Genomic DNA, 24279 nt, shown 5'->3' with positions numbered 1-24279 from the left:
CCGGCGCGGCGCCGGCCGCGGCCCGGCAGGCCACAATGCCGGCCGTCGTCTTTCCTGGAGCCTGTCCCGTATGAACGCCCCCGCAGCCTCGGCCGTCCCGCACATGCCCCCGGCCACGCTGCCCGACGGTGCCGAACTCGTGATGCGCGTGATGCCGATGCCCGCCGACGCCAACGCCAACGGCGACGTGTTCGGCGGCTGGATCATGGCGCAGGTGGATCTGGCCGGCGCCGTGCTGCCGGCGCGCGTGGCGCGCGGCCGCATCGCGACGGTGGCCGTCAACCAGTTCGTCTTCAAGCAGCCGGTGTCGATCGGCGACCTGCTGAGCTTCTATGCCCACGTCGAGCGCATCGGCAACACCTCGGTCACCGTGCACGTGCAGGTCTGGGCCGAGCGCAACCCGGCCGACCCGCAGATCGTCAAGGTGACCGAGGCCAACCTGACCTACGTCGCGATCACCGACGACGGCAAGCCGCGCACGATCCCCCGCTGACCGTGGCCCTCCGGCCGCCTGGCGGGCGCCGGGGACGGCATCACGCCGGCAGCAACACCCTCACCGCCAGCCCGCCGAGCGTGGCCGAACGCGTGACTTCGCACTGCGCGTGGTGCAGCGCGACGATGCGCCGCACGATGGACCAGCCCAGGCCGCTGCCGCTGGCCTCCTGGCCGAGCACACGGAAGAATCGTTCGCCCAGGCGCGCGATGTCGGCCTCGGCCATGCCGGGGCCGCTGTCCTCGACGGTCAGCACGACGGTGCTGCCGTGGCGCGCGACCGTGGCGCGCACCGTCGCGCCGGCCGGGCTGTAGCGCAGCGCGTTCTCGACGAGGTTGCGGATCAGCACCGACAGCAACGCCTCGACGCCGTCGACACGCAGATCGCCGTCGGCGTCCAGCTCGAGCTGCTGACGGCGTGCCAGCGCCTGCGGCGCCAGCGCGGCGGCGACGCGCCGCGCGACCGCGTCCAGCGCCACCAGCGCCACGGCCGGCGCCTGGCCGCCGGCGTCCAGCCGGGCCAGCGTCAGCAGCTGTTCGACGAGGCGCACGGCGCGGTCGCAGCCTTCGATCGTCGATTGCAGCGCGTGGCGGCGGCGTTCGCCGTCGGCCTCGCCCAGCGCCACCTGGGCCTGGGTGCGGATCGCGGCGATCGGCGTGCGCAACTCGTGCGCGGCGTCGGCGGTGAAACGGCGCTCGGTCTCGACCATGCGCGCGATGCGCTCGAACAGGCTGTTGAGCTCGTCGAGCATCGGCCGCATCTCGCTGGGCGCGTCGGCCACCTCGACCGGCTGCAGCGCCTGCGGCTCGCGTTCAGCCAGCGTCGCGCCCAGGCGGCGCAGCGGCGCGGTGCCGGCACGCACCGCCCACCAGACGCCCAGGCCGAGCAACGGCAGGCCCAGCGCCAGCGGCCACAGCGTGCCCCACAGCAGCGCGCCAAGGATCGAGCGGCGCGAGTCCAGGTGCTCGGCGACAAAGACCTGCACGTCGCGCTCGGCGCCGCGGGCGCTGAACAGGCGCCAGACCTCGCCGTCGATGCGCACCAGGCCGAAACCGTCGCGGTCCTGGCGCAGCGGCCGCCCGCCCGGCCCCAGACCGTCGAGCCGGGCCTCGGGCGCGTTGGCCGAACGCTGCACCAGCCGCCCTTCGTGCCAGACCTGGAAGGCCACGCGCGGCGAATAGTGGCGCAGCGCGGCGATGCCGAAACGGTCGTCGTCCTCGTGGTCGTGGCGCTGGCGCCTGGCCTCGCGTTTGGCGGCGTGACGCGCGGCGTGCGCGGCGTCGCGCGCTTCGCGCCGGCGCTGCTCGGCGGCGCGGTCGCGATGGTCGTCGTCGTCATCGTCGTCGTCCGCGTCCTCGATCGTGCGCACCTGCTGGGCGACAAGCAGCGTCGCGGCCTGCGCCAGGTGGGCGTCGAGCAATTCGCTCAGTTCGCGCCGCGTGTCGCGGAAGGTGATGGCCAGCGTCGCCAGCCAGAGCACGGCCACCAGGCCGAGCACCAGCAGCAGCAGCCGGCCCTGCAGCGAACGCGGCACGAGGCGCCTCATTCGCCGGGCAGCAGGTAGCCGACGCCGCGCACCGTCTGCACGAGCTCGGCGCCGAGCTTGCGCCGCAGGTGGTGCACGTGCACCTCGACGGCGTTGCTCTCGACCTCGCGGCCCCAGCGGTACAGATGCTGCTCGAGCTGCTCGCGCGTCAGCACGCGCCCGGCGTTGAGCATCAGCGCGTGCAGCAGGTCGAACTCGCGCTGCGACAGCACGACCGGCTCGCCGCCCCGCGTGACGGTGCGCGCCGCCGGGTCGAGCACGACCTCGCCGGCGGCCAGCAGGTCCTGCGTCTGGCCGTGGGCGCGACGGATCAGCGCACGCAGCCGCGCAGCCAGCTCGTCCAGGTCCACCGGCTTGACGACGTAGTCGTCGGCGCCGCTGTCCAGGCCGATGACGCGGTCGCTGACGGCGTCGCGCGCGGTCAGCACCAGCACCGGAAGGCGCACGCCGGCCCGGCGGGTCTCGGCCAGCACCTCCAGGCCGTCCTTGCGCGGCAGGCCCAGGTCCAGCACCGCGGCGGCGTGCACCGCCGAGCGCAGCTCGCGCGACGCGGCCTCGCCGTCGCGCACCCAGTCGACCTGGAAGCCGGCTTGAGTGAGCCCGGCGCGAAGGCCGTCACCGAGCAGCGGATCGTCTTCGACGAGCAGGATGCGCATGGTGGGGATGCTAAGCCTGGCGGAGCCGGCTCAGTCGTCGTCGCCGTCGGGCGCGCCACCCTGGCGCGCCGGGCCGTGGTGGCCGGCCGAGGCCACCGCAGCGTCGGCGTCCGCGGCGCCGACATCGCGCCACTGCAGCACCCAGAAGCCCAGCACCGCAGCCAGCAGCAGTGCCGCGACGCTGCGCCACGACGAGCGGATGGCCTGCTCCGGCGGCGCGATCTTCAGCCCGTCGACCATGCTGCGCGGCAGGTTCTCGCCGGTCATGCGGCTGGCCAGCAGCACGCCGACGACGTGGCCGATGGCGGTCAGCAGGAAGACGTTGGCGGCCAGCTCGTGCAGCTCCTCGACCCATTCGCCGCCGACGTCCTGCTGCAGCGCCCAGCCGCTGGCGCCGAGCACCAGGCCCATCATCAGCAGCACGACGATCGCCAGCGCGCTGGCCGGGTTGTGGCCGACGTGGTGCTCGGGTGTGCGCCGGGCGACGTTCTTCAGGTAGCGCAGCACCGCGCCCGGGCCGGTGACGAAGTCGCCGAAACGCGCGTGGCGCGTGCCCACCAGGCCCCAGACCAGGCGCCAGACGATCAGCCCGGCCAGCGTGTAGCCCAGCGTCTCGTGCAGCAGCGCATGGCGCTCGCTCTCTGACGTCAGCCAGGCACCGGCGAAGCAGACGACGATGAGGCCGTGGAACAGGCGCACCGGCAGGTCCCAGACCAGACGGCGCTGGCGGTCGTTGGAAGCGTTCATTTCGGGATCTTCACGTCGTCTTCTTCGAAATCGCCTTGTTCGGCGCGCGGATGGCAGGCGGCGCAGTTGGCCGGGCTGCCGACGGCCTTGCGCTTCCAGACCGCGGCGCGCACCTCGTCGTGCTTGCGCTCGAACCAGGCGCTGCGCGTGATGCGATCCTCGGGCGGCGCGGTGCGCGCGCGACGGCTGGCGTTGGCGTCCAGCCAGGCGGCGATGCTCGCCTGCGTCGCGGCGTCGATCGAGGCGTCGCTGCCGTAGTGCTGGTCCAGGCCGGCCATCAGGCGCTTCCAGGACTCCGCCGGCAGCATGCCGGCCGGGTAGGCGATGTGGCAGGAGCCACCGCATTCCTGCTCGTAGGCCGGCAGCGGGGCGACGGCGGCGCGGCGGTCGCGGCGCTCGTGGCGTTCGTGCTCGTCGTCGCCGTGGCGGTGAGCCCAGGCGGCGGCGGCGCCGGCCAGACCGGCGACGAGCAGTGCGGCACTGGCCAGCGCGAGGCTGCGGGTCGCAAACAGCTTCTTCATCGTGGCCTCACTTCAGCGTCAGCAGCCAGGCCAGCACGTCGGCCTTCTCGGCCGGGGTGCAGGCGCGTTCGAGCACGTCCTTGCAGTTGCGGCGGAACCACTTCTCGACCTTGGCCTCGTCGCTGAAGCGCTTCGGGTTCGCGGCGGGCGCCAGCGGCGCGATCGTGCGGTTCGTGCTGGCGTGTCGGCCTTCGGCGGTGGGGCGCTCGGCGTGGCAGGACGCGCAGCTCCAGTCGTTGGCGTGGCGCGCGGCGTACCACTGCTGGCCACGCGCGGCGTCGGGCGCGCGGCCGGCTTCGGCGGCGTAGCGCGCGAGCAGGTCGTTGGGGGCGGCCAGCGTCGGGCAGGCGGCGAGCACGGCGACAACGGCGACCGCGGTGGTGGCGACGACGGCGCGCGAGGGCAGGCGGAATCGGCGGGATCGGGACGGGTGGTTCATGGCAGCTCTCCTTGGGACGGGATGCTGCCGGGGGCGTCTTAGGGTCCTCTTAAGCTCGCGGCCGCGCCGCGGCTTGCGCCTAGAATCGCGCCCGCACTCGTCATCGGGGAGTAGCCGCCCTGCCGCCCGGCAGGGGTCCGCGCCAACACGCTTGGCCCTCAGGGGCCATGGTCCGGACAGCCCCCAGCCTGGCAAGACCGCTGACTGCGCCGCCTCCGAATGGGCCGGGGTCGCGGCGTGGTCAAGCTCCGGTCATGCCGGCCCGTATCGGATTCGTCTCTTGGAAGCCTTCCTGATCTCCACCGGCCTCGTCGCGCTCGGCGAAATGGGCGACAAGACGCAGCTGCTGGCGATGCTGCTGGCCGCGCGCTTCAAGCGCCCGGTGCCCATCATCCTCGGCGTGCTCGTCGCCACCCTCGTCAACCACGCGCTGGCCGGCATCGTCGGCGACACCGTCGCACGCTGGATGGGCCCGGACCTGCTGCGCTGGGTGATCGGCGGCAGCTTCCTCGCGATGGCGGTGTGGATGCTGATCCCCGACGAGGCCGACGAGGTCGAGGGCGGCACCGGGCGCTTCGGCGTCTTCGGCACGACGGTGATCGCGTTCTTCCTCGCCGAGATGGGCGACAAGACGCAGATCGCCACCGTCGCGCTGGCGGCCCGGTTCAGCGACCTGTGGGCGGTGGTCGCCGGCACCACCTTCGGCATGATGCTGGCCAACGTGCCGGCGGTCTTCTTCGGCGACCGCGTCAGCCGGCTGGTGCCGATGCGTGTCGTGCACGCCGTCAGCGCCGCGATCTTCGCGGTGCTGGGCGTGCTGACGCTGCTGAACGTCGGCAGCTTGTTCTGAGACGCCCGGGCGCGGCCCGCACCGGGCGGGCCGTCAGCCGCCGCTGGGGTCACGCGCCACTGGGGGGTCAGGTCTCACGAGACCTGACCCCGTCTTCTGAGGCGTCGGCGGACGGCCTTGCAGGCCGCGCCGGGCGCCGCTGGGGTCAGGTCTCACGAGACCTGACCCCGTCTTCTGGGGCGTCGGCGGACGGCCTTGCAGGCCGCGCGGGGCCACATGGCCCGGCCCCTCGGGCGTAGCGAGCGAATGCGAGCTTGGGGGCTCAATCAATGAAGAAGTCGGGGATGAAGTTCTTCGTCCCCGGGACGACGGCGTAAGGGTCGAGGTCGGTCACGCCGTTGGCGGCCAGCAGCTCGTCGTCGATGAAGAAGTTGCCGGTCGTCGCCCGGGCGTCGCTGGTCAGGATGAACCAGGCGGCGTCGGCCAGGATCTCGGGCTTGCGGCAGAGCTTGACGTCCACGCCCGGGATCATCTGCAGCGCCGCGGTGGCGATCGCGGTGCGCGGCCACAGGCTGTTGACGGCGATGCCCAGCGGGCGGAACTCGCCGGCGTGGCCCAGCGTGCACTCGCTCATGCCGTACTTGGCCATCGTGTAGGCGACGTGGCCCTTGAACCAGTGCTCGCGCATCGAAAGCGGCGGGCTCATGTTCAGCACGTGCGGGTTGCGGCCGGCGCGTGCGCTGGCCGTCAGCGCCGGCAGACAGGCCTGGGTGCAGGCGTAGGTGCCGCGCACGTTGACGCCGAACATCAGGTCGAAACGCTTCATCGGCGTCGCCGCGGTCGGCGTCAGGCTGATCGCGCTGGCGTTGTTGACCAGGATGTCGATGCCGCCGAAACGTTCGACGGCCGCGGCCACCGCCGCGGCGACGGCCGCGTCGTCGCGGATGTCTGTCGGCACGGCCAGCGCCTGGCCGCCGGCGGCACGCACCTGCTCGGCGGCCTCGTGCACGGTGCCGGGCAGCTTGGGGTTCGGATCGCTGGTCTTGGCCACCAGCACGACGTTGGCGCCGTCGCGCGCCGCGCGCAGCGCGATCGCCAGGCCGATGCCGCGACTCGCGCCGGTGATGAACAGCGTGCGGCCCTGCAGGCTGCGGGTATCGCTCATGCGGTCGTCTCCTCTTTCTTTCTGATGGCCGGCCAGACACGGCCGGCGACGTGTTCGGCGATGACGGCCGCGCAATAGCGGTACGCCGGTTCGCCGGGATGGAAACCGTCGACGGCCATGACCTGGGGCTCGAGCTGCAGCCCCATGTCGACACGCGACACACCCGGGTAGGCCGCAGCCCAGCGGTCCAGCGCCCGGTCGTGGCGCACCGCCTCGCTGCCGGCGCACCAGCGCAGCGGTTGCGGCAGGCCGGGAAACTGGTGCACCGGCGGCAGCGCGGCGAAGGCAACGTGGCGCACGTGCAGCGCACCGCGCAGCCAGTCCGCCAGGCGCTCGCGCGCGGCGATCGCGTGGTGCAGCGGCACGCGGTCGACGATGTCGTTGACGCCGGTGACGATGACGGCAACGTCGAAGCTCGGCAGGTCCTCGCGCTGCAGCAGGTGCAGCGTCTGCGCCGTCGTCATGCCGGAGCGCGCGACGAGGCGCCAGTCGACCCGCGCCTGGGCACGTTCGGCGATCAGCTCGGCCATCGGGTGCGCCAGCGCCGCACGCTGGTGCAGCACGCCGACGCCGGCCGCCGACGAGTCGCCGGCGATCAGCAGCCGCAGCCGCGGGCCTTCGCCGCAGCTTCCGTGTCGTTCCCCGTCGGCCTCGGGCAGCTTGGGCATTCGCTGGCGGGTGTGCACGGCCTGGGCCAGCAGCAGCGGGGTCAGCATCAGCATCACGGCACGGGACATGGTCGGCTCCTTCCGAAGGACGGTGGGGTCAACGCGGGGATTCGCGGCGGGCAAACACTCCTGGCAGGGCGCCACGCGGGCGCCGGTTCGGTCGGGTCACACGATGCGAAGCGCGTGCCAGACCGGGAATCGGTTCGAGGGGGGCGCCGCGGCGCCGCCCCGTGGGTCAGAACTTGCTGAAGTCGGGCTTGCGCTTCTGGAAGAAGGCCTGGAAGGCCTCCATCGCTTCGGGGCTGCGCAAACGTCGCGTGAAACGTTCGCCTTCGGTGCGCATCGCCTCCAGCACCGCGGCGCGCGTCGGGCCACGCAGCAGCTGCTTGCTCTCGCGCACGGCACCCGGCGGCAGCGCGTTGAAACGCTCCGCGACGCGGCGCGCGTGAGCGACCACTTCGCCGGCCGGCAGCACGGCGTTGGCGATGCCGCAGTCCACCGCCTGCTCGGGCGTGAAGGCGTCACCGAGCAGCAGCTTCTCGGCGGCACGGGCGTGGCCCATCAGCTGCGGCACCATCAGGCTGGACGCGAACTCCGGCACCAGCCCCAGGCTGGTGAACGGCATCGCCAGCCGCGCCTCGTCGCTGACGTAGACGAAGTCGCAGTGCAGCAGCATCGTCGTGCCGATGCCGATGGCCGCGCCGGTGACGGCGGCGACGACCGGCTTGTCGCAGTTCAGCAGCGCGCGCATGAAGCGGAAGACCGGCGAGTCCATCGCCTCGGGGCCCTCGGCCGGCGGCCGCGCCATGAAGTCCTCGATGTCGTTGCCCGAGGTGAAGATCCCGGGCTGGCCGGTGATCAGCACTGCGCGCACGGCCGGGTCGGCGACCGCGGCTTCCAGCGCCGCGGCCATCGTCTCGTACATCGCGATCGTCAGCGCGTTCTTCTTCTCGGGGCGCGCGATCTCGATCGTCGCGACGCCCGCGAGCGTGGCGGTCTTGATGCTCATGCGTGTCTCCTCCGGGGTTGGGGGCCCGCGCCGGGCCGCCGCGGCGCGGGCGTGGGCTTCAGCAGCGCTCCAGGATACCGGCGGCGCCCTGCCCCCATGCCGATGCACATCGTCACCATGCCGTACTTGAGCTGCTTGCGGCGCAGCGCGTGCACGACGGTGGCGGCGCGGATCGCGCCGGTGGCGCCCAGCGGGTGGCCCAGCGCGATCGCGCCGCCCATCGGGTTGACCTTGGCGCGGTCGAGCTTGAGCGAATCGATCACCGCCAGCGACTGCGCGGCGAAGGCTTCGTTCAGCTCGATCCAGTCGAGGTCGTCCTGGCTGATGCCGGCTGCACGCAGCGCCGCCGGGATGGCCTCGATCGGGCCGATGCCCATGATCTCCGGCGGCACGCCGCGCACCGCGAAGCTGACGAAACGCGCCAGCGGCTTCAGGTCGAAGGTCTTCAGCGCCTTCTCGCTGCAGACGATCAGCGCGCCGGCGCCGTCGCTGGTCTGCGAGCTGTTGCCGGCGGTGACGCTGCCCTTGGCGGCGAACACCGGCTTCAGCTTGGCCAGGCCTTCGAGCGAGGTGTCGCGGCGCGCGCCCTCGTCGAGGGTGACGGTGCGCGTCTTCGTGATCACCTGGCCGGTGGCGAGATCGGGCTGGCGGTCGACGACGGTGAACGGGGTCATCTCGTCGGCGAACTCGCCGGCGTCCATCGCGCGGATCGCACGCTGGTGCGACTCGAGCGCGAACGCGTCCTGGGCCTCGCGGCCGACCTTCCACTGCTGGGCGACCTTCTCCGCCGTCAGGCCCATGCCGTAGGCGATGCCGATGTTCTCGTCGCGGGCGAAGACCTCGGGGTTGAAACTCGGCTTGTTGCCGCCCATCGGCACCAGGCTCATGCTCTCGGCGCCGCCGGCGATCATCACGTCGGCCTCACCGACGCGGATGCGGTCGGCGGCCATCTGCAGCGCGGTGATGCCGCTGGCGCAGAAGCGGTTGACGGTGACGCCGCCCACCGAGTGCGGCAGGCCGGCGAGCACCATCGCGGCACGCGCCATGTTCATGCCCTGCTCGCCTTCGGGGAAGCTGCAGCCGATGACCGCGTCCTCGATGGCCTTCGGGTCCAGCGATGGCACCTGCGACAGCGCGTGGCGCACCGCGGCGACGAGCAGGTCGTCGGGCCGCGTGTTCTTGAAATAGCCGCGGCCGGACTTGCCGATCGGGGTGCGCGTGGCGGCGACGATGTAGGCGTCTTGCACTTGCTTGCTCATGGCGAGCTCCTTGGGTTGCGTTGTCCCGCCGACGCGGGCGTATCTCGTTCGACCCCCTCTCCCGCTTGCGGCAGAGGGCCTTGATTTGCTCCCTCTCCCGCTTGCGGGAGAGGGTTGGGGTGAGGGCTGCGCGCCTGCAGCCGCTCCAGGATCACGGCCAGTACCGCGTCCGTCTCCGCCAGAACCTGGCGGTTATCGAAACGCAGCACCTCGAAACCGGCCCGCTGCAGCGCTGCGGTTCGTCGTGCGTCAGCCGCCACGGCGTCCGGCTCGTAATGCTGGCCACCATCGACTTCGACGACGAGCATGGCATCCAGGCAGGCGAAGTCGGCGAAGAAAGGGCCTTGCGGATGCTGGCGACGAAACTTGTGGCCTGCGAGGCGGCGGTCGCGCAGGCGCGACCACATCAGGCGCTCTGCTTCGGTCGAGTTCTGCCGCAGCGCGCGCGCCCTCACCCCGGCCCTCTCCCGCGAGCGGGAGAGGGAGGAAGAGGAGGCGCGCACAGGCATCACCGCGGCCCCTTCAGTTCCTGACCGGCTTGCCGGTTTGCAGCATGCCCATGATGCGTTCCTGGGTCTTGGGGTTGTCCAGCAGCGAGCAGAAGCGCTCGCGCTCCATCGTCATCAGGTACTCCTCGGTCACCAGCGAGCCGGCGTCGACGTCGCCGCCGCAGCAGACCTCGGCGATCAGCGTCGCGATGTGGAAGTCGTGCGCGCTGATGAAGCCGCCGTCGCGCATGTTGGCGAGCTGGCCCTTGATCGTCGCCAGCGCGTTGCGGCCGGCCGCCGGGAAGGCCACCTTCGCCGGCGGGCGCCAGCCGCTGTCGGCCATCGCCTTGGCCTGGGCCGTGGCGACGAACAGCAGCTCGTCCTTGTTCGGCACGATGACGTCACCGTCGATCAGGTAGCCGAGCTTGCGCGACTCGATGGCGCTGGTGCCCACCTTGGCCATCGCGGCGTTGGTGAAGCCGTCGGTCAGGAACTTCAGGATGTCGGCGTTGGCGTTGCCGGCCGCCGCCATCTGCGCGGCGCGGCGCGCGATGTAGGTCAGGCCGCCGCCCGCCGGCAGCAGGCCGACGCCGACCTCGACGAGGCCGACGTAGGTTTCCATCGCCGCGACACGGCGCGAGGCGTAGACCGACAGCTCGCAGCCGCCGCCCAGCGCCAGGCCGCGCATCGCCGCGACCACCGGCACCTGCGCGTAGCGCATCTTCAACACCGCGTCCTGCAGCTTCTTGACCTCGGGCGCGATGCCCTTGGAGCCGGACTTCATGAACACCGGCAGCATCGACTCGAGGTTGGCGCCGGCCGAGAACACGTCGTCCGGCGACCAGATCACCAGCGCCTTGTAGCCGGCTTCGGCGAGTTCGATGGCCTTCACCAGGCCTTCGGTCACCGCCTGGCTGATCAGGTGCAGCTTGCAGGTGATGCTGAGGATCAGCACCTCGCCGTCGAGCGTCCAGACGCGCACGTCTTCATTGCGGAAGACCTCGGTGCCGGATTCGAGCGCGCCCTTGGCGCCCGAGCCGAGCACGTTCTCCGGGAAGTGCTGACGGCCGTAGACCGCCAGCGCGCTGCGCGGCACGAAGGCCTGGCGCGACGGGCTCCACGACCCGGCGGCGGTGTGCACGCCGCCGGCCTCGGCGACCGGGCCCTCGAAGACCCAGGCCGGCAGCGGCGCCGACGACAGCGCCTTGCCGGCGTCGATGTCGGCCTTGACCCATTCCGCGACCTGCTTCCAGCCGGCGGCCTGCCAGAGCTCGAACGGGCCCTGCTGCATGCCGAAGCCCCAGCGCATCGCGAAGTCGACGTCGCGCGCGTTGTCGGCGATCGCCTCCAGGTGCACCGCGGCGTAGTGGAAGGCGTCGCGCAGGATGGCCCACAGGAACTGCGCCTGCGCGTTGCTGCTCTCGCGCAGCAGCTTCAGGCGGTCGGCCGGCGCCTTCTTCAGCATGCGCGCGACGATCTCGTCGGCCTTGCCGGTCGAGGGCACGTACTCGCCGCTGGCGAAGTCCAGCCGCAGGATGGTCTTGCCGTCCTTGCGGTAGAAGCCGGCGCCCGACTTCTGCCCCAGCGCGCCCTTGTCGATCAGCGCCTTCAGGACCGGCGGCGTGGCGTAGCTGGGGTAGAAAGGGTCGTCGGCGAGGTTGTCCTGCAGCGTCTTGATGACGTGCGCCATCGTGTCCAGGCCGACCACGTCCGCGGTGCGGAAGGTGCCCGAGCTGGCGCGGCCGAGCTTCTTGCCGGTCAGGTCGTCGACGACCTCGACCGTCAGGCCGAACTGCTGCGCCTCGTGGATCGTCGCCAGCATGCCGGCGATGCCGACGCGGTTGGCGATGAAGTTCGGCGTGTCCTTGGCGCGCACGACGCCCTTGCCGACCGCGGTGGTGACGAAGGCCTCGAGCTGGTCCAGCACCTCGGGCTGCGTCGCCGGGGTGGCGATCAGCTCGACGAGGTACATGTAGCGCGGCGGGTTGAAGAAGTGGATGCCGCAGAAGCGCGGGCGGATCGCTTCCGGCAACGCCTCGGCGAGCTTGGTGATCGACAGGCCCGAGGTGTTGCTGGCGACGATGGCGTGCGGCGCCAGCGAGCCGGCGATTCGCTCGTACAGCGCCAGCTTCCAGTCCATGCGCTCGGCGATGGCCTCGATGACGAGGTCGCACTCGGCGAGCAGGTGCAGGTGTTCCTCGTAGTTGGCCTGGACGATGCGCGCGGCGTCCTCGGGCACGCCCAGCGGCGCGGGCTTGAGCTTCTTCAGGCCGTCGACGGCCTTGGTGACGACGCCGTTCTTCGGGCCATCTTTCGCCGGCAGGTCGAACAGCACGACCGGCACGTTGACGTTGACCAGATGGGCGGCGATCTGCGCGCCCATCACGCCGGCGCCGAGCACGGCGACCTTGCGGACGTGGAATCGATTCACGGATTGCTCCTGGTTGGTGTTCATTCGACCCGCTGCCAGGTCTGGTTGCGATAGAAGGGCCCGATGAAGCCGCGCACCTCGAGCGTCTTGCCGCCGTCCTTGGGCGTCAGGCGCACGCGGTAGCTCTTGCCGTTGTTCGGGTCGAGGATCGTGCCGCCGTCCCAGTAGGACTCGTCGGCGTTCTTGCGCACGTTCTCGAGGATGGTCATGCCCAGCACCGGCTGGCCCTTGCGGGCGTCGCTGCACTTGTCGCACTTGCTGTCCTGCTTGGCGGGGTCGAGCAGCTTCTCGATGCGCCCGCCGAGCACGCCGCCGTTGTCGACGATGCGCACCAGCGACTTCTCCTTGCCGGTCTCGTCGTCGATCGTGCGCCACAGGCCTTGCGGCGTGGCCTGGGCCATCGCCACCGACGACGCGGCGGCGAGTGCGAGAGCGATCCAGTTGCGCGTGTGCATGCTTTGTCTCCTTCGTTGTCGCGGGACTCGGGCGGGCCCGTCGGGGGTCAGAACAGCGACTCGTCCATCGCCATCAGCGCGTCGGAACCCGAACGCGCCGTGCGGATCAGGCCGGCGGTCTCGGGCAGCAGCTTGGCGAAGTAGAAGCGCGCGGTGTGCAGCTTGGCGGTGTAGAACGGGTCGCCCGAGCCCTGCTTCTCCAGCGCCACCTTGGCCATGCGCGCCCAGAAGTAGGCGAACACGAGGTGGCCGCAGACACGCAGGTAGTCGACCGCGGCGGCACCGACCTCGTCGGTGTTGCGCATCGCCTTCATGCCGAGCTCGGTCGTCAGCTTGGTCACCTTGTCGCCCAGGTCGGCCAGCGGGTTGACGAACTCCTGCATCGATTCGTTGACGCCCTCTTCCTCGATGAACTCGGCGACGATCCTGCCGAACTTCTTCAGCTTCTTGCCGTTGTCGCCCAGCACCTTGCGGCCCAGCAGGTCCAGCGACTGCACGGTGTTCGTGCCTTCGTAGATCATGTTGATGCGCGCGTCGCGCACGAACTGCTCGATGCCGGTGCCGCGGATGTAGCCGCTGCCGCCGAAGACCTGCATGCAGTGCGAGGTCGCGATCCAGGCGTTGTCGGTCATGAAGGCCTTGACGATCGGCGTGAGCAGCGCGACGAGGTCGGCGCACTCGGCGCGTTCGTCCTCGTCGTCCGAGGCGATCTCGCGGTCCAGCAGCAGCGCGGTGTACAGCGCCAGCGCACGGCCGCCCTCGGCGTAGGCGCGCGCGGTCAGCAGCATCTTGCGCACGTCGGGGTGCACGATGATCGGGTCGGCCGGCTTGTCCGGCGCCTTCGGGCCGGTGAGGCTGCGCATCTGGATGCGGTCCTTGGCGTAGGCCACGGCCATCTGGTAGGCCGTCTCGGTCAGGCCCAGGGCCTGGCAGCCGACGCCCAGGCGGGCGGCGTTCATCATCACGAACATCGCCTGCAGGCCGCGATTGGGCTCGCCGACCAGCGTGCCGACGGCGCCTTCCAGCGACAGCTGGCAGGTCGCGTTTCCGTGGATGCCCATCTTGTGCTCGACGGCGGTGCAGTAGATGCCGTTGCGCTCGCCGATCGAGCCGTCGGCCGCGACCTGGAACTTGGGCACGACGAACAGCGAGATGCCCTTGCTGCCGGCCGGCGCGTCCGGCAGGCGCGCCAGCACCAGGTGCACGATGTTCGGCGTGATGTCGTGCTCGCCGGCGGAGATGAAGATCTTCTGGCCGGTGATCCTGTACGTGCCGTCGGGCTGCGGCTCGGCCTTGGTGCGCAGCATGCCGAGGTCGGTGCCGCAGTGCGGCTCGGTCAGGCACATCGTGCCGGTCCACTCGCCGCTGGTCAGCTTGGGCAGGTAGGTGTTCTTCTGCCACTCGGTGCCGTGCGCGCTGAGGCACTCGTAGGCGCCGTGCGACAGGCCGGGATACATCGTCCAGGCCTGGTTGGCCGAGTTCAGCATCTCGTACAGGCACTGGTTCAGCAGCACCGGCAGGCCCTGGCCGCCGAAGGCCGGGTCGCAGCTCAGCGCGGGCCAGCCGCCTTCGACGTACTGCTCGTAGGCCTGCTTGAAGCCCTTGGGCGTGCGCACCGCGTGCGTCGCGGGGTCCAGCGTGCAGCCTTCGGCGTCGCCGCTGGCGTTGATCGGCGCGGCCACGCCGGCGGCGAACTTGCCGGCCTCCTCGATGACGGCGTTGATCGTGTCGGCGTCGATCTCGGCGTGACGCGGCAGCTGCTTGAGCGTCGAGGCGACGTCGAGCACCTCGTGCATGACGAACTGCAGGTCGCGAAGCGGCGGGGTGTAAGACATGGAAGCGCTCCTGGAGAGGATGTGAGACGGAATTCAGGTCCGCGTTTCGGGGGCCGCCGGCGGCTGCCAGTCGGCGACGAGGCGCTCGAAGCCGCGCCGCGCGCGGTCGAGCACCCCGGTGTTGCGCAGCAGCCGGGCATCGTGGTGCAGCGCGAGGATCAGCCCGTGCATCTCGAACAGCAGCTGCGACGGGTCGGTTTCGGGACGAAGATGGCCTTCCTCGACGGCCATCGCGATCGCGCGCTGCAGCGCCAGGTGCCAGGCGCGCACCATCGAGACGAGCGCGTCGCGCACCGGGCCGGGCCGGTCGTCGAACTCGACCGCGCCGCTGATGTAGATGCAGCCCGAGTCCAGCTCGACCGAGACGCGACGGATCCAGCGCTCGAACAGCGCCCGCAGCCGCGGCAGGCCGCGCGCCTCGGCCATCGCCGGGAAGAAGACCTCTTCCTCGAAACGCGTGTGGTACTCGCGGATGACCGAGATCTGCAGCTCCTCGCGCGAGCCGAAGTGGGCGAAGACGCCCGACTTGCTCATCTGCATCATCTCGGCGAGCGTGCCGATCGACAGCCCCTCCAGCCCCATGTGCGAGGCCAGGCCCAGCGCCGCGTCGAGGATCGCGGCGCGGGTCTGCTGACCCTTCTGCAGCGATTTCGCCGACGGCTGGCGGGAGGTGGTGGAAGAGGCCAAGTTTCGATGGGCAAAAAATCGAACGATCGTTCTATTTTGCCGATTCGGGCTTGCGCCGACCAGCCATTGGGGGCATTGCCCCGGGAAAGTCCCTAGAGGGTCGCGAGCCCCCCCTGCCTGTCATCAAAGCGTGGTTGCGACGGGCACGGATCTTGTTTACGCTGCCCGTTCATGGATGTGCTGCAACTCGATGTGTCGGGTCGGCCACAGGCGTGGATCACGCCTCGCGAGGCCGCGGTCCTTTATGCCAGCGACGGCATCGCCTGGACGCTGGGCAAGGCTTTCCAGGTGCTGCGCGGCGGCATCCAGCGCGCCACCGGGCTGCAGTCGCGCATCGAGGTGCACCCGATCATCGCGGTGCGCGGCGCGATCCCCAGCCGCGCCTGGCGGCACACGCCGGCGATCACCAACCACAAGCTGTTCGTGCGCGACCGCGGCATCTGCGCCTACTGCGGCGGCCACTTCGCGTTCGACGACCTGACGCGCGAGCACATCGTGCCGGTCTCGCGCGGCGGTGCCGACAGCTGGATGAACTGCATCACCGCCTGCCGCGGCTGCAACGGCCACAAGGCCGACCGCCTGCCCGAAGAGGCGCACATGACGCTGCTGTACCTGCCCTACGTGCCCAGCCTGCACGAGGACATGATCCTGCGCGGCCGGCGCATCGTCGCCGACCAGATGGACTTCCTGCTGGCCTCGGTGCCTCGCAGCAGCCGGCTGCACAGCTGAACGGCCGCCGCGACGCCGCGGCGCGCAACGTATCTTTACCGCCTCCGGTCTTCAGCCGCGCCTTCCACGGCGCGGCTTTGCGGCACCATCGGCGTGTCAACGCGCCCCGGCCGGGGACGTTGCACTGTCATGAGGAGGTTCCCCGCGATGAAGCGCCTGATCGCCGCCGCCGCCGTGCTGGCACTGGCGGCCTGTTCCACCACCAGCCCCGACGTCATCAGCCCCGGTGACGCGCAGCGCATGAGCACCGTCATCGACGCCACCGTGCTGTCGACCCGGCCGGTCGTCGTCGAAGGCTCGCAGAGCGGCATCGGCGGCGTCAGCGGCGGCGTGATCGGCGGCATCGCCGGCTCCAGCGTCGGTGGCCGGCGCGAGAGCGTCGCCGTCGGCGTGCTCGGCGCGGTGGCCGGCGCCGTCGTCGGCAACGCCGTCGAGCGCATGGGCACGCGCGAGGACGCGGTCGAGATCCTCGTGCAGCTGCGCAGCGGCGAACGCCGCGCCATCGTGCAGGCCAAGGGCAACGAGAACCTCCAGCCCGGCGACGCGGTCATCATCGTGACCACCGGCGGCAAGGTGCGCGTGAGCAAGGCGCCGCAGGTTACGCGCGCCCAGTAACACGCGGGCGCGGCCGGCTCAGGCCAGCATCTGCGGCAGGTCGGCGAAGCTGGTCGCCACCGGCACCACGTCGACCGGCCGGCCCAGCTGGCGCTCGATCTGCGAGCGCGAGACGATCCCCCGCAGCCGCGGCGGCACGCCCGGGCCGCCGCCGTCGACCACCAGCAGGTGGTTGCGCCCCAGGCGCTTGAGCGTGGCCACCAGATGGCCCACCCGCGCGCCCTGCAGCCGGGAATGCTCGATGGCGTCGAGCCGCGAACGCGGCGTCATCGCGTCACCGACGGTGATCTCGGCCCAGCGCAGGCCGCGTTCCTGCACCAGACGCAGCGCACGTTCGCCGCGCAGGTCGGTGCTCGTGATCAGGCCCTCGATCGCCGGCCACTCGGCGACGACGAACAGCAGCCGGACCCCCTGGTAGATCATCGTCTGCTCGGCCTGGCGCAGCGTCGCGCCGGGCGCGACGGTGGCCGCCTTGACCTGCGTGAGGTCGGTCATCACCGACACCGCCGCCGAATCGAGCGTCACCGGGAAGCTCTGCCACGGCTGGGCCTGCGCCAGCACGGCGCCGGCCTCCAGGCTGCGGGTGGACAAGGGGGTCTCCAGGCTCATGGGCACCTCCGCAGGTTCCGACGCGGACACGGTACGCGCTCGGCTGCGCCGAGGACATCATGGATTCCCGCTTGCATCGCATGACATTGCTCAAGCATCGCGAGCCACAACGCCACCGCAAGCAATTGCGTTTTCATTGACTGCATGCTTTTCGTGGATTTCGGGCGTGCAGGAATTCACGCTCGACCCCCACTTCGGTCCGCGCGCATGAAGTGCGTCAAGGCGGCGCCGATACCGAAGGCAGTGGTTGCGGCGTCCGCCAGTCGACGCTCACGCCGTTCACCGAGCATTTCTGGAGCAGCATGAACCAATTGCGCATCGGCGCCCGCCTCGGACTGGCCTTCGGGCTCGTGTTGACGATCACCGTCGCCGTCGCGGCGGCGGCCATCTGGCAACTCGGCGAGCTGCGCGCCGCCAGCGAGGCCATCGTGCAGAAGGACGAGCAGCGCAGCAAGCTCGCCAGCCAGTGGGCGACCAACCTCCGCATCAGCTGGACCAAGGTCTCGGCCTCGCTGAAGAGCTCCGACCCGGCGCTGCAGGCCCAGATGAAGCAGGACGTCGAGCAGATCTCGACCGAGACCGCGGTGGTGCACAAGGCGCTGGTGGCGATGGTCGACGACGCCGAAGGCAAGGCGCTGATCGCCAAGGTCGCCGACGTGCGCGTGCGCTACACCGACGTGCGCCGCGAGCTCAACGAGCGGGTCGAACGCGGCGAGTCGGTGTATGCCGACGTCGACACCCTGCTGCTGCCGGTGGCCCAGGACTACCAGAAGGCGCTGGACGCGGTGGCCGCGCATTCGCAGGAGCTGCTGGAGGCCAGCCAGGCCGGGCTCGCCGCGGCGACCGAACGCAGCCAGTGGACGATCGCCATCGGCGCGCTGCTGGCCACGCTGCTGGGCGCCGGCTTCGCCATCGTCGCGACGCGGTCGATCACGCGGCCGATCGAACGCGCCGTGCGCACCGCCGAAGCGATCGGCGCCGGCGACCTGTCGGCGACCATCGTCGCCGAGGGCCGCGACGAGACCGCCCGCCTGCTGCAGGCCCTGGCCGGCATGCAGGCCAGCCTGGCACGCATCGTCGCCGAGGTGCGCGAGTCGGCCGACGGCGTGGCCACCGCCAGCCACCAGATCGCGCACGGCAACGCCGACCTGTCGGCGCGCACCGAGCAGCAGGCCAGCGCGCTGCAGCAGACCGCCGCGTCAATGGAGGAGCTCAACGCCACCGTGCGCCAGAACGCCGACAACGCGATGCAGGCCAACCAGCTGGCCGCCGCGGCCAGCGCCGTGGCCACCGAAGGCGGGCAGATGGTCGGCCAGGTCGTGCAGACGATGGACGGCATCAGCGAGAGTTCGCGCCGCATCACCGAGATCATCAACGTCATCGACGGCATCGCGTTCCAGACCAACATCCTGGCGCTCAACGCCGCCGTCGAGGCGGCGCGTGCCGGCGAGCAGGGCCGCGGCTTCGCCGTCGTCGCCGGCGAGGTGCGCATCCTGGCGCAGCGCTCGGCCGAGGCGGCACGCGAGATCAAGTCGCTGATCGGCACCAGCGTCGAACGCGTGGACAGCGGCAATGCGCTGGTCCATCAGGCCGGCGCGAAGATGCAGGACGTGCTGGCGTCGATCCGCCGCGTGGCCGACATCGTCGGCGAGATCAGCAGCGCCAGCGCCGAGCAGAGCGACGGTGTCGCCCAGGTCGGCGAAGCCGTGGCGCAGATGGACCAGGCGACGCAGCAGAACGCCGCGCTGGTCGAGGAGAGCGCCGCCGCCGCCGAGAGCCTTCGCACCCAGGCACGCCAGCTGGTCGACGCCGTGGCGGTGTTCCGCGTCGCCGGCCGAACGGCCGCGGCGCCCGCGGTGGCGCCGACGCCGCCGGTGGTGGCGACCGTGGCACCGGCGGTGACGACACCGACGGCAGCCCCCTCACGCCGCCCGGCAGCGCCGCGTCCGGCCGCGGTGCGCCCGGCGCCGGTCGCCGCGGCGGCGCCGCTCACGACCGCCAAGGCCGAGACCGCCGACGACGACTGGCAGACCTTCTGAGGCCGGGCGGCCGTCGTGACGCTGCGGCGCGCCCGGCCTGCAGCCGCCGGCTGCGGCCACCGCGGCACGACACCGAGCCGCCGTGCCGGCGCACGCGCCTGACCGCACGCCGCGTGGCCCCCACCGGGAAAAGTTCATTCATCCGGCGCGTCCAAGCGCCCATCCGGCTCGACCCGAGGGCGGCCCGCCTGCTGCGGCGGGACCGGACCGAGGCGCGACGCCGCGGCCTCAGGCGACGCCAGCGGCTTCCGGCTCTTCGCCCTCGCCGGACGGCGGCGCGGATTCGGGCGGCGGCACCAGCGGGCTCAGGAAAGGCAGCGCCAGCCGGTCGCGCGTGGCGAACAGCTCGTGGATGTAGGCCGTGACGGCGCCGGCGCCCTGCGTCGGCCAGGCCAGCGACAGCGGCGACGACGAGCGCGGATAACTCACCGTGCGCTCGACCAGCGTGCCGGCGCGTAGCGCCGCACGCGCGCGCGCCGCCGGCAGGAAACCGACGCCCAGCCCGCGTTCGTGGCAGGCGATCTTGGTCGCCAGGTCGGGCACCAGCAGCTCCTGCTGGCCGGGCAGCCGCCAGGCGGTGCGCTTCTTCATGCGCTGCGAGGTGTCCTCGACGTTGACCGCCGGATACGGCCGCAGCGCGTCGTTGCCCAGCGGTTCGCGCTGGCGCGCCAGCGGATGGCTCGGCGCGACGACGAAGACCCAGCGGATCTCGCCCAGCGGCAACGTGGCGAAGTCGTCGTTGATGGTGTGGAACCCCGGCGCGCCGATGCCGATGCGCCCGCCGTTGTGCACCAGCTCGTCCCAGACGCCCATGTAGACGCCGAAACGCACCTTGATCGTCGTGTACGGGAAACGCTCGTGCAGGTGCGCCAGCAGCTCGGACATCGCGGCACTGTCGTGCAGCAGGTTGTTGACGACGATGACCAGCTCCGACTCGACGCCGGCGTTGGCCTGCTCCAGCTCGCGCGGCAGCGTCTGCATCCAGTCGAAGATCTGGCTGGCGCGCGTCAGCAGCACCTCGCCGGCGGGCGTCAGCGTCACGGTGCGCGTGGTGCGCTGCAGCAGCGGCACGCCGGCGCTGTCTTCCAGCGACTTGATGCGGTAGGAGATCGCCGAGGTCGTCTTGTGCAGCAGGTCGGCGGCGGCGGAAAAACTGCGCAGCTGCGCGACCGCGACGAAGGTGCGCAGCGCTTCGGGGTCGAGGTTGGGAGAGCGGGACACGGGAAGTCGGCGGGTCGCGTCCGGCGCGACAGCGGCGCTGAACGGGGGTCGGAGCGGGTCGGTCGATGTTAGCGGCGCCCTTCGTGCGCGGCGACGAAGCCGAGCAGCGTGTCGATGCCGGAGCTGGCGCCGTGCTGCGCGACACGGCGCGCGCGCGTGTCCAGCCGCTCACCGGCCGCGGGCAGCGCGCGGCAGAGCTGGATCAGGTGGCTGCCGAAGACACCGTCGAGCGCGCGGCGCAGATAACCGGCGCCCAGCGGCGTCGTCAGCGCCCCGAGCGCCTCGCGCCAGGGCAGCAGCGCCCGGCGCAGCGGGCTGTCGGCGCCGTCGACGAGCCAGCCGTGCGCCAGCGCGCCGATCAGCGCGTCGTCGCCGGCCGGAGTCGAGCCGGCGCCGCGGCCGATCAGCTGCAGCAGCGCCGGCGCCGTCGGGCCGTCGGCGGCGGCCTGCAGCGCCTGCCGCAGGCGGCCGTCGGCCGCCAGCACCTGCGCCTGGGCGCCGCCGAAGCCGTTGGCTGGCGGTTGCGAGCGCAGCCAGTCGGCGACGCGGGCGACGCCGGCGTCCAGCTCGGGCAACGCATGGCGGCGGCCCAGGCCGAGCTGCCAGCGCCGCGCCGCGCTCAGGTCCCAGCGCAGGCGTTCGCCGATGCCGAGCCGGCGCCGCAGCGTCTCGAAGCTGTCGCGGCGCACGACGACGTGCAGCGGCAGCAGCCCGGCGCCCGGCGGGCCGACGAAGATCGGCTCGCCGCCCGCCACGACGACGCTGAAGCCGCGGCGGTGCAGCGCTGCGACGGTGGCGACGCGACCGTCCAGCGCACGCGCCGCGGCCTCGCTGAGCGCCAGCGCTCGCACGCGGGTGGCAACGGCGGCACTCATGATCTGCTGTCCGATCGTCGCGCCGCCATCGCCGGGCCCGGGCCAGGCCTTCAGTCGGCCGTCACGCCGACGGTCTCGGCCACTGCTTCGAGCGCCTTCTCGAAGCAGCCGCGCGGCGGCCGCACGGTGCCGGCGCCGACCTGGCCGATGCCGGCCTTGCGGTGCGCGATGCCGGTGTTGATGACCGGCGTGATGCCGGTCTCGACGACGCGGCGCACGTCCAGCCCCAGACACGCGGCCTGGAAGTCCCAGGTCGGGATCTGGAACATCGGCGAGCTGTCGACGTAGATCTCGCGCATCTCCTCGCTGGTCTCCAGCGCGTCGCTGAAGCCGCCGGCACCGACGAAGCGCGTGACGCCCGGGGCGGCGATCATCGCCGCGCCGCCGATGCCCAGCGTCTCGGTGATCGCCGAGTCGCCGATGTCGGGGTTGGCGTCGTCCTGGCTGAAGCCGGAGAAGAACAGGCCCGCCGGCGTGTTGACCGGCGCCGTGAACCAGCGCTTGCCGGTACCGCTGACGCGGATGCCGAAGTCGCGGCCGTTGCGCGTCATCGCGGTGACGATGGTGCCGGCCTCGACCGTCGCGCCGGCGTCCATCACGCACTTGCAATAGGCCATCGCGACGTTGAGGAAGAACTGGTCGGTGCGGCCGAGGAAACGCAGCACCTCCTCCTTGTGCTGGGTGCTGGCCTCGCAGGCGGCGATGTCCGGCGCCAGCAGCTTGAGCAGCAGCGCCGAGGCGGCGATGTTGCGCTGGTGGAACTCGTCGCCCATCGTGATCGCCTGCGCCATCAGCACCGACAGGTCGATGCCGCCGGGAACCATGCCCAGCGCCTGCGACAGCACCGGCCCGAGCACGTCGCGCATCCAGGCCAGGCGGGTCTGCACCTCGCCTTCGAAGGCGCCGAAGCGCATCACCTTGCCGATGCCTTCGTTGAGGTTGCAGAAGGCCATGTTGCCCTGGACCTCGTTGAGCACCACCAGCACCGGCATCGATGCCGAGGTGATGCCGCCCATCGGGCCGACGGCCGAATGGTCGTGGCAGGGCGTGAAGCGAATCTCGCCGCTGGCGGCCAGGCGTTCGGCCTCTTCGGCGTCGCGCGCCCAGCCTTCGAACATCGCGGCACCGAGCACCGCGCCCTGCATCGGGCCGGTCATGTCGGCCCAGGCGATCGGCGGGCCGGCGTGCAGCAGCGTCCTGCCTTCGCGCAGCACCGGGATGCAGTCGGCGGCAGGCCGCACGTCGACGAGGCGGGGCCGCGCACGCTTGATCTCGTTGATGACGGCTTCGTTGGCTTCGTTGATGGTTTCGTACATGGAATCGCTCCGTTTCGTCATTGCAGTGCGGCGACCAGCCGCTGCAGGCGTTGATTGCCGCCCGCGATCGGTTCCCAGAGGTAATGGACGACGTTCGTGCCGCCGGCCTGCAGTTCGTCGGCGAAGCCGCGCAGGCCGATGTTCACGATCGCCGGCGGTGCGGCCAGCAGCGGCGGCGGCGCGCCGATGCCGGCCACCGGCGGCTGCACCAGGCGCAGCGCCAGCTCGACCGCGGTGCGCGTGCTCTCGGCGATCACGATGCCGGCTTCCTCCAGCTTGGCGGCCTGGCTGGCGCGGTCCTGCGGGTCCTGGTCGGTGCCGGTCAGCGTGGCGATGACCGTGATCGGCGCGCCGCCACGCCCGGCGCGCATCTCGGCGACGGCACGCGCGGTGACGCCGGCCGGGTCGGCGTTGGCGCCGTAGCCGAGCACGACGTCGAGCAGCAGCACGCCGTAGGTCGGCTCGTCGGCCAGCGCGCGGATCATCTCGTTGCGCAGCGTCGGATCGATCATCGGGTGCGGCCGGCCGCGGGTGTAGAGGTCGTCGCCGAGGTCGATGACGCGGTGGCCGCCGCTGCGCAGCATGTAGCCCTCGGCGTGCGTCTCGTCGGCGTGCAGCCCCAGCGCGTCGGCCAGCAGCTGCGCCGCCTCGGCGGCCAGCGTGCCGCCGGTGTACAGGCCGCAGATGCCCAGGCCGCTGGCCGAAGGCTGGTGCGAGGCCTGCGAGTCGACGTTGGCCAGGTCCACCGCCAGCGCCGCGGCGCCGTCCAGCGTCTGTGCGAAGTGCACGTTGCCGTCGCGGCGCACGGCCTGGCGGTCGCCGAGGAAGAGCGCGACCACCGGCCGCTGCATCAGCTTCAGCGCCGCCAGCACGCGCGCCTTGACCTCCGGCGCCGGCGGCTTGGAGACGAAGACGACGACGCGACTGGCGGCGTCGGCAGCGACGAAGTCGATCGCCGTCAGCGCGCTGATGCCGCCGACCGCCGCCGACAGATCGCGGCCGCCGAGGCCGATGGCGTGCGTGATGCCGGCACCGCGCGCGGCGATCTGCGAGCAGATCTCCTGGATGCCGGTGCCCGAGGCGCCGATCACCGCGATCGGCCCCTTGGGCATGCGGTTGGCGAAGGCCAGCGGCACGCCGCCGATGACCGAGGTGCCGCAGTCCGGGCCCATGACGATCAGGCCGCGGCGGCGCGCCGCAAGCTTGAGCTCGACCTCGGCTTCGACCGACACGTTGTCGGAGAACATCATCACGTGGCAGCCGTCGTCCAGCGCCTGTCGCGCGACGTCGGCGGCGTAGTGGCCGGCCACCGAGATCAGCGCGACCTTGGCGTCGGGCACCAGCTGGCGGGCGCGGCGCCAGCTGCGCGCCACCGGGTAGCCCGAGGCGCGCCGGCTCCTGGCGACGTCGGCCAGCCGCGTCTTCAGCTCTTCGAGCACGGCGGCGGCACGCGCCGCGTCCTCGCAGTCGACGATGACGCAGACGTCGCTGGGCGTGGCCTCGTCCAGCGTGTCGTGCCACAGGCCGGTCTCGCGGAACACGTCCTTGTTGGCGGGTGTGCCCATCATCACCGAGGCCTTGACGACGCCGGGCAGCGCCGACAGGTCGCGCGACAGCACCATCAAGGTGACGGAGTCCTGGAAACTGCCTTTCAGGATGAAGCAGTGCAACATGGGGAATCCTTTC

The 24279-nt window shown here is 71.6% G+C and carries 23 protein-coding genes, 1 pseudogene and 1 riboswitch; of the genes and pseudogenes, 5 read left to right on the top strand and 19 right to left on the bottom strand.

The features are described 5' to 3' along the window. The first annotated feature begins 70 nt into the window (after positions 1–70). Positions 71–493 carry an acyl-CoA thioesterase gene (locus tag RBXJA2T_RS15505; protein ID WP_009858353.1) on the top strand — a complete coding sequence of 141 codons (423 nt, stop codon included), beginning with the start codon at positions 71–73 and terminating at the stop codon, positions 491–493. A gap of 40 nt (positions 494–533) precedes the next feature. On the opposite strand, the gene RBXJA2T_RS15500 is transcribed toward RBXJA2T_RS15505, so the two are convergent. From RBXJA2T_RS15500 to RBXJA2T_RS15480, 5 genes are read right to left on the bottom strand one after another with little or no spacing between them, the layout of a single operon-like run. Continuing rightward, a complete protein-coding gene (locus RBXJA2T_RS15500) occupies positions 534–2039 on the bottom strand; it encodes an ATP-binding protein (RefSeq protein WP_029718675.1) in 1506 nt (501 codons plus the stop codon). Then, positions 2036–2695 carry a winged helix-turn-helix domain-containing protein gene (locus RBXJA2T_RS15495; RefSeq protein WP_009858351.1) on the bottom strand — a complete coding sequence of 220 codons (660 nt, stop codon included), beginning with the start codon at positions 2693–2695 and terminating at the stop codon, positions 2036–2038. The genes RBXJA2T_RS15500 and RBXJA2T_RS15495 overlap by 4 nt, the downstream gene beginning before the upstream one ends. A gap of 30 nt (positions 2696–2725) precedes the next feature. Beyond that, on the bottom strand, positions 2726–3442 hold the full coding sequence (locus RBXJA2T_RS15490) for a cytochrome b/b6 domain-containing protein (RefSeq protein ID WP_009858350.1): 717 nt from the start codon (positions 3440–3442) through the stop codon (positions 2726–2728). After that, entirely contained in the window at positions 3439–3963 is a 525-nt protein-coding gene (locus RBXJA2T_RS15485; RefSeq protein WP_009858349.1) for a diheme cytochrome c, read from the bottom strand. The genes RBXJA2T_RS15490 and RBXJA2T_RS15485 overlap by 4 nt, the downstream gene beginning before the upstream one ends. Before the next feature lie 7 nt (positions 3964–3970). After that, a complete protein-coding gene (locus RBXJA2T_RS15480; RefSeq protein WP_009858348.1) occupies positions 3971–4402 on the bottom strand; it encodes a DUF1924 domain-containing protein in 432 nt (143 codons plus the stop codon). Between the two features lie 93 nt (positions 4403–4495). Then, a riboswitch (yybP-ykoY riboswitch) is annotated at positions 4496–4660 on the top strand. Positions 4661–4682: 22 nt separating this feature from the next. On the opposite strand from RBXJA2T_RS15480, the gene RBXJA2T_RS15475 reads away from it, so the two are divergent. After that, positions 4683–5252, top strand: a complete 570-nt coding sequence (locus RBXJA2T_RS15475; RefSeq protein ID WP_009858347.1) for a TMEM165/GDT1 family protein — start codon at positions 4683–4685, stop codon at positions 5250–5252. 262 nt (positions 5253–5514) lie between these two features. Here RBXJA2T_RS15475 and RBXJA2T_RS15470 read toward each other — a convergent pair whose 3' ends face one another. The 9 genes and pseudogenes from RBXJA2T_RS15470 to RBXJA2T_RS15430 all read right to left on the bottom strand — a co-directional run bounded on the left by RBXJA2T_RS15470 (position 5515) and on the right by RBXJA2T_RS15430 (position 15189). After that, on the bottom strand, positions 5515–6357 hold the full coding sequence (locus tag RBXJA2T_RS15470) for an SDR family oxidoreductase (protein ID WP_009858346.1): 843 nt from the start codon (positions 6355–6357) through the stop codon (positions 5515–5517). Next, complete coding sequence (locus RBXJA2T_RS15465; protein WP_009858345.1) at positions 6354–7094, bottom strand: SGNH/GDSL hydrolase family protein; 741 nt, start codon at positions 7092–7094, stop codon at positions 6354–6356. Before RBXJA2T_RS15465 ends, RBXJA2T_RS15470 begins: the two co-directional genes overlap by 4 nt. Positions 7095–7260: 166 nt before the next feature. Next, entirely contained in the window at positions 7261–8034 is a 774-nt protein-coding gene (locus RBXJA2T_RS15460; protein WP_009858344.1) for an enoyl-CoA hydratase, read from the bottom strand. A 58-nt stretch (positions 8035–8092) separates the two neighbouring features. Beyond that, positions 8093–9293: pseudogene (locus RBXJA2T_RS15455) on the bottom strand (acetyl-CoA C-acyltransferase). Continuing rightward, complete coding sequence (locus RBXJA2T_RS19865) at positions 9290–9802, bottom strand: endonuclease domain-containing protein (RefSeq protein WP_138938897.1); 513 nt, start codon at positions 9800–9802, stop codon at positions 9290–9292. The pseudogene RBXJA2T_RS15455 and the gene RBXJA2T_RS19865 overlap by 4 nt, the downstream one beginning before the upstream one ends. Before the next feature lie 13 nt (positions 9803–9815). Then, the gene (locus tag RBXJA2T_RS15445) at positions 9816–12212 is read right to left on the bottom strand and encodes a 3-hydroxyacyl-CoA dehydrogenase/enoyl-CoA hydratase family protein (protein ID WP_009858341.1); all 2397 of its coding nucleotides are present in this window, start codon (positions 12210–12212) and stop codon (positions 9816–9818) included. A 20-nt stretch (positions 12213–12232) separates the two neighbouring features. Beyond that, positions 12233–12667, bottom strand: coding sequence for a DUF2147 domain-containing protein (locus RBXJA2T_RS15440; protein WP_009858340.1), 435 nt, complete (start codon positions 12665–12667; stop codon positions 12233–12235). A 47-nt stretch (positions 12668–12714) separates the two neighbouring features. Continuing rightward, on the bottom strand, positions 12715–14502 hold the full coding sequence (locus RBXJA2T_RS15435; protein WP_009858339.1) for an acyl-CoA dehydrogenase C-terminal domain-containing protein: 1788 nt from the start codon (positions 14500–14502) through the stop codon (positions 12715–12717). Between the two features lie 33 nt (positions 14503–14535). After that, a complete protein-coding gene (locus RBXJA2T_RS15430) occupies positions 14536–15189 on the bottom strand; it encodes a TetR/AcrR family transcriptional regulator (RefSeq protein WP_009858338.1) in 654 nt (217 codons plus the stop codon). 171 nt (positions 15190–15360) lie between these two features. On the opposite strand from RBXJA2T_RS15430, the gene RBXJA2T_RS15425 reads away from it, so the two are divergent. Continuing rightward, positions 15361–15918 (top strand): HNH endonuclease, encoded by a 558-nt coding sequence (locus tag RBXJA2T_RS15425; protein ID WP_009858337.1) that lies wholly within the window; start codon positions 15361–15363, stop codon positions 15916–15918. 147 nt (positions 15919–16065) lie between these two features. Further along, positions 16066–16533: an outer membrane lipoprotein gene (locus RBXJA2T_RS15420; RefSeq protein ID WP_009858336.1), complete on the top strand. Its 468-nt coding sequence runs from the start codon at positions 16066–16068 to the stop codon at positions 16531–16533. Positions 16534–16551: 18 nt separating this feature from the next. Here RBXJA2T_RS15420 and RBXJA2T_RS15415 read toward each other — a convergent pair whose 3' ends face one another. Then, positions 16552–17142 carry a CBS domain-containing protein gene (locus tag RBXJA2T_RS15415; protein ID WP_029718678.1) on the bottom strand — a complete coding sequence of 197 codons (591 nt, stop codon included), beginning with the start codon at positions 17140–17142 and terminating at the stop codon, positions 16552–16554. Positions 17143–17444: 302 nt separating this feature from the next. Here RBXJA2T_RS15415 and RBXJA2T_RS15410 point away from each other — a divergent pair, with 302 nt between their 5' ends. Then, a complete protein-coding gene (locus tag RBXJA2T_RS15410; protein ID WP_029718679.1) occupies positions 17445–19181 on the top strand; it encodes a methyl-accepting chemotaxis protein in 1737 nt (578 codons plus the stop codon). Between the two features lie 228 nt (positions 19182–19409). Here the strand turns inward: RBXJA2T_RS15410 and allS are convergent, their stop codons facing one another. From allS to fdrA, 4 genes are all read right to left on the bottom strand, one after another. After that, entirely contained in the window at positions 19410–20402 is a 993-nt protein-coding gene (gene allS / locus RBXJA2T_RS15405) for an HTH-type transcriptional activator AllS (RefSeq protein ID WP_009858333.1), read from the bottom strand. A 68-nt stretch (positions 20403–20470) separates the two neighbouring features. Further along, entirely contained in the window at positions 20471–21277 is an 807-nt protein-coding gene (locus RBXJA2T_RS15400; RefSeq protein ID WP_009858332.1) for an oxamate carbamoyltransferase subunit AllH family protein, read from the bottom strand. Between the two features lie 50 nt (positions 21278–21327). Continuing rightward, positions 21328–22593 carry a YlbE family protein gene (locus RBXJA2T_RS15395; RefSeq protein WP_009858331.1) on the bottom strand — a complete coding sequence of 422 codons (1266 nt, stop codon included), beginning with the start codon at positions 22591–22593 and terminating at the stop codon, positions 21328–21330. Between the two features lie 17 nt (positions 22594–22610). Beyond that, on the bottom strand, positions 22611–24266 hold the full coding sequence (gene fdrA / locus RBXJA2T_RS15390) for an acyl-CoA synthetase FdrA (protein WP_009858330.1): 1656 nt from the start codon (positions 24264–24266) through the stop codon (positions 22611–22613). Between the last annotated feature and the right edge of the window lie 13 nt (positions 24267–24279).

The sequence above is a fragment of the Rubrivivax benzoatilyticus JA2 = ATCC BAA-35 genome (assembly GCF_000190375.1).
Classification (GTDB): domain Bacteria; phylum Pseudomonadota; class Gammaproteobacteria; order Burkholderiales; family Burkholderiaceae_C; genus Rubrivivax; species Rubrivivax benzoatilyticus.
This window is presented reverse-complemented; position numbering and strand designations above follow the sequence as displayed.

Bases quoted from the DNA above. Each gene is read 5' to 3' on its own strand.
- RBXJA2T_RS15505 (WP_009858353.1), top strand. From the start codon at position 71: ATGAACGCCCCCGCAGCCTCGGCCGTCCCGCACATGCCCCCGGCCACG.
- RBXJA2T_RS15500 (WP_029718675.1), bottom strand. From the start codon at position 2,039: ATGAGGCGCCTCGTGCCGCGTTCGCTGCAGGGCCGGCTGCTGCTGCTG.
- RBXJA2T_RS15495 (WP_009858351.1), bottom strand. From the start codon at position 2,695: ATGCGCATCCTGCTCGTCGAAGACGATCCGCTGCTCGGTGACGGCCTT.
- RBXJA2T_RS15490 (WP_009858350.1), bottom strand. From the start codon at position 3,442: ATGAACGCTTCCAACGACCGCCAGCGCCGTCTGGTCTGGGACCTGCCG.
- RBXJA2T_RS15485 (WP_009858349.1), bottom strand. From the start codon at position 3,963: ATGAAGAAGCTGTTTGCGACCCGCAGCCTCGCGCTGGCCAGTGCCGCA.
- RBXJA2T_RS15480 (WP_009858348.1), bottom strand. From the start codon at position 4,402: ATGAACCACCCGTCCCGATCCCGCCGATTCCGCCTGCCCTCGCGCGCC.
- RBXJA2T_RS15470 (WP_009858346.1), bottom strand. From the start codon at position 6,357: ATGAGCGATACCCGCAGCCTGCAGGGCCGCACGCTGTTCATCACCGGC.
- RBXJA2T_RS15465 (WP_009858345.1), bottom strand. From the start codon at position 7,094: ATGTCCCGTGCCGTGATGCTGATGCTGACCCCGCTGCTGCTGGCCCAG.
- RBXJA2T_RS15460 (WP_009858344.1), bottom strand. From the start codon at position 8,034: ATGAGCATCAAGACCGCCACGCTCGCGGGCGTCGCGACGATCGAGATC.
- RBXJA2T_RS19865 (WP_138938897.1), bottom strand. From the start codon at position 9,802: ATGCCTGTGCGCGCCTCCTCTTCCTCCCTCTCCCGCTCGCGGGAGAGG.
- RBXJA2T_RS15440 (WP_009858340.1), bottom strand. From the start codon at position 12,667: ATGCACACGCGCAACTGGATCGCTCTCGCACTCGCCGCCGCGTCGTCG.
- RBXJA2T_RS15435 (WP_009858339.1), bottom strand. From the start codon at position 14,502: ATGTCTTACACCCCGCCGCTTCGCGACCTGCAGTTCGTCATGCACGAG.
- RBXJA2T_RS15425 (WP_009858337.1), top strand. From the start codon at position 15,361: ATGGATGTGCTGCAACTCGATGTGTCGGGTCGGCCACAGGCGTGGATC.
- RBXJA2T_RS15420 (WP_009858336.1), top strand. From the start codon at position 16,066: ATGAAGCGCCTGATCGCCGCCGCCGCCGTGCTGGCACTGGCGGCCTGT.
- RBXJA2T_RS15415 (WP_029718678.1), bottom strand. From the start codon at position 17,142: ATGAGCCTGGAGACCCCCTTGTCCACCCGCAGCCTGGAGGCCGGCGCC.
- RBXJA2T_RS15410 (WP_029718679.1), top strand. From the start codon at position 17,445: ATGAACCAATTGCGCATCGGCGCCCGCCTCGGACTGGCCTTCGGGCTC.
- RBXJA2T_RS15400 (WP_009858332.1), bottom strand. From the start codon at position 21,277: ATGAGTGCCGCCGTTGCCACCCGCGTGCGAGCGCTGGCGCTCAGCGAG.
- RBXJA2T_RS15395 (WP_009858331.1), bottom strand. From the start codon at position 22,593: ATGTACGAAACCATCAACGAAGCCAACGAAGCCGTCATCAACGAGATC.
- fdrA (WP_009858330.1), bottom strand. From the start codon at position 24,266: ATGTTGCACTGCTTCATCCTGAAAGGCAGTTTCCAGGACTCCGTCACC.